Source organism: Actinoplanes sp. NPDC048791 (genome assembly GCF_040650095.1).
Taxonomy (GTDB): domain Bacteria; phylum Actinomycetota; class Actinomycetes; order Mycobacteriales; family Micromonosporaceae; genus Actinoplanes.
On sequence record NZ_JBEZGQ010001057.1, the window covers coordinates 1 to 2,781 of the forward strand.

Annotated in this window: 3 protein-coding genes; all 3 read left to right on the plus strand. The window is 71.6% G+C overall.

From position 1 onward, the window contains the following. Positions 1-797, plus strand: a 797-nt coding sequence (locus tag AB0C29_RS42050; RefSeq protein ID WP_360833021.1) for a sugar ABC transporter permease, incomplete at its 5' end; no start/stop codon positions are given. Further along, positions 794-1,633: a carbohydrate ABC transporter permease gene (locus AB0C29_RS42055; protein ID WP_360833024.1), complete on the plus strand. Its 840-nt coding sequence runs from the start codon at positions 794-796 to the stop codon at positions 1,631-1,633. The genes AB0C29_RS42050 and AB0C29_RS42055, both read left to right, overlap by 4 nt. Further along, a partial coding sequence (locus AB0C29_RS42060) for a family 20 glycosylhydrolase (protein ID WP_360833027.1) occupies positions 1,630-2,781 on the plus strand: 1,152 nt, incomplete at its 3' end. The genes AB0C29_RS42055 and AB0C29_RS42060, both read left to right, overlap by 4 nt.

Consider the following 2,781-nt stretch of genomic DNA (forward strand, 5'->3'; position numbering starts at 1 on the left):
GGCAGCTCGGCCTGCTGTCCGTCCTGGACTTCCGGCAGGCCCAGGTCAGCGGCGGCCAGCCGACCCGGTTCGTGGGCCTGGCCAACTACACCCAGCTGCTGGGCGACGCCCGGTTCTGGTCGGTGCTCGGCGCCACCGTCTTCTTCGCCGCGGCCTGCGTCGTCGCGACCCTCGCCGTGGGGGCCGCGCTGGCCGTGCTGCTCACCCGGATCAGCAAGGTGCCGCGGCTGCTGCTGTCGCTGGCCGCGATGGCCGCCTGGGCGGTGCCCGCGGTCTCCGGCTCCACCGTGTGGATGTTCCTCTTCGACACCGACCTCGGGCTGGTCAACCAGAGCCTCGGCGTCACCGGCTTCAACTGGATGTACGACCGCTACACCGCCTTCGCCCTGGTCGGCGCGGTGGTGGTGTGGCACTCGTTCCCGTTCGTGATGGTCACCCTGTACGCCGGCATCGAGGCGATCCCGAAATCGGTGCTGGAGGCCGCGGCGATCGACGGCGCGAGCGCGTGGCGCACCTTCTGGCGGATCATGGTGCCGGTCCTGCGGCCGCTGCTGGCCATCGTGGTGATCCAGTCGATCATCTGGGATTTCAAGGTCTTCACCCAGATCTACGTGATGACCCGGGGCGGCGGCATCGCCGGGCAGAACCTGACCCTCAACGTCTGGGCCTACCAGCAGGCATTCGCGGCCGGCGAGTACGGCCTGGGCGCGGCGATCGGCGTGGTCATGATGGTCATCCTGCTCGTCGTCACCCTGCTCTACCTGCGGACGCTGCGGCGATCGGGGGAACCGCTGTGAGGGGCACCCGCCGCCTGCTCGACGTCCTGGCGATCGTGCTCGCGGTCGGCACCGTCTTCCCGATCTACTGGATGGTGCTGGCCGCGGTGAAACCCGCCGGTGAGATCCAGTCGCTGCACCAGCGCCCGTGGACCCTGGCGCCGAGCTGGGACAGCTTCCACCGGGTGCTGGCCGTCGACAGCTTCGGCCGCTACTTCCTCAACAGCCTGCTGGTCGCGCTGGTGGTCGTGGCGGTCTCCGGGCTGTGCGCGTTCCTCGCGGCGGTGGCGCTGACCCGCTTCCGGTTCCGGCTGCGCACCACCGTGCTGGTGCTGTTCCTGGTCGCGCAGATGGTGCCGATCGAGGCGCTGACCATCCCGCTGTTCTTCCTCGTCCGCGACCTCGGCACCCAGGTCCCCGGCGTAGGGCTGAACACGCTGGGCTCCCTGATGCTGGTGCACACGGCGTTCACGCTGCCGTTCGCGATCTGGATGCTGCGCGGCTTCGTGGCGGCGATCCCCGAGGAACTGGACGAAGCGGCCCAGCTCGACGGCGCGGGCCGGTTCACCGTGCTGTGGCGGATCCTGTTCCCGCTGGTCGCTCCGGGACTGGCCGCGACCAGCGTGTTCTCCTTCATCACGGCATGGAACGACTTCCTGTTCGCCCGTACCTTCATCATCAGCGCGACCGACCGGCAGACCCTGCCGATGGCGCTGCTGGTCTTCTTCAAGCCCGACGAGAACGACTGGGGGGCGATCATGGCGGCGTCGACCCTGATGACCGTGCCGGTCCTGATCTTCTTCCTGCTGGTCCGGCGCCGGCTGGTCGCCGGCCTGGGCGGGGCGGTGAAGGATTGATCCCCCGCCCGGCGGTGCTGGTGGCCGGCGGTGGCAGCTTCGCCCTGCATTCCGGGACGCCGGTGACCGCTGAACCGGGTCTCGAGCGCCTGGCTGCTCGCGTGCGGGACCTGCTCCCGGGTGGCGCCGCAGCGGGCTTCGCCGGGCTGGGTGATACCGGGCTGGGTGATGCCGGGCTGGCTGATGCCGGGCTGGGTGATGCCGGGCTGGGCGATACCGGGCGGGGTGATGCCAGGCTGGGTGGTGCCGGGCCGGGCGGTGACAGACCGGCCAGCGGCGGGTCCGGTGGGCTGGCCAGCTCCGGGTCCGGTGTTGCCGGGCCGGGCGGGGGGATCCGGTTGCGGGTTGTGGCCGGGCTGGCGCCGGAGGGGTACGTCCTGGATGTCGGCGCCACGGGGATCGACATCCGGGGCGGCTCCCCGGCCGGCGTGCACCACGGCGTGCAGACACTCCGGCAGCTCCTGCCCGCCGACACCCTGCGCCGCGCCCCGATCGTGCCCGGTCCGCTGCCGGTGCCGGCCGTGCACATCGAGGACGCACCGCGGTTCGGCTGGCGGGGCGTGCTGCTGGACGTGGCGCGCCACTTCATGCCGGTCGCCGACGTGCTGCGCTTCATCGACCTGGCCGCGTTCCACAAGCTCAACGTGCTGCACCTGCACCTGACCGACGACCAGGGCTGGCGGGTGGAGGTCCCGAGCCGGCCCCGCCTGACCACGGTCGGCGCCTGGCGGCCCCGGACGATGCTCGGCTCGCGGATCCACGACCGCTACGACGACCGGCCGCACGGCGGGTACTACAGCACCGGTGATCTGCGGGAGATCGTCGCCTACGCGGCCGAGCGGCACGTCACCGTGGTGCCCGAGATCGACATGCCGGGGCACATGCAGGCCGCGATCGCCGCGTACCCCGAGCTGGGCAACGGGTTCGCGGGCGGGGTCCGTACCTCCTGGGGCATCTCCCCGCACGTGCTGAACGTCTCCGACGAGGCCCTGGATTTCTGCCGTGAGGTCCTCGACCACGTCGTCGCGATCTTCCCGGGCGAGCTGATCGGCATCGGCGGCGACGAGTGCCCGTTCGGCGAGTGGGACACCCCGGCGGCCCGCGCCCGGATCGCCGCCGCCGGCCTGGCCGGGCCGCACGAGCTGCAG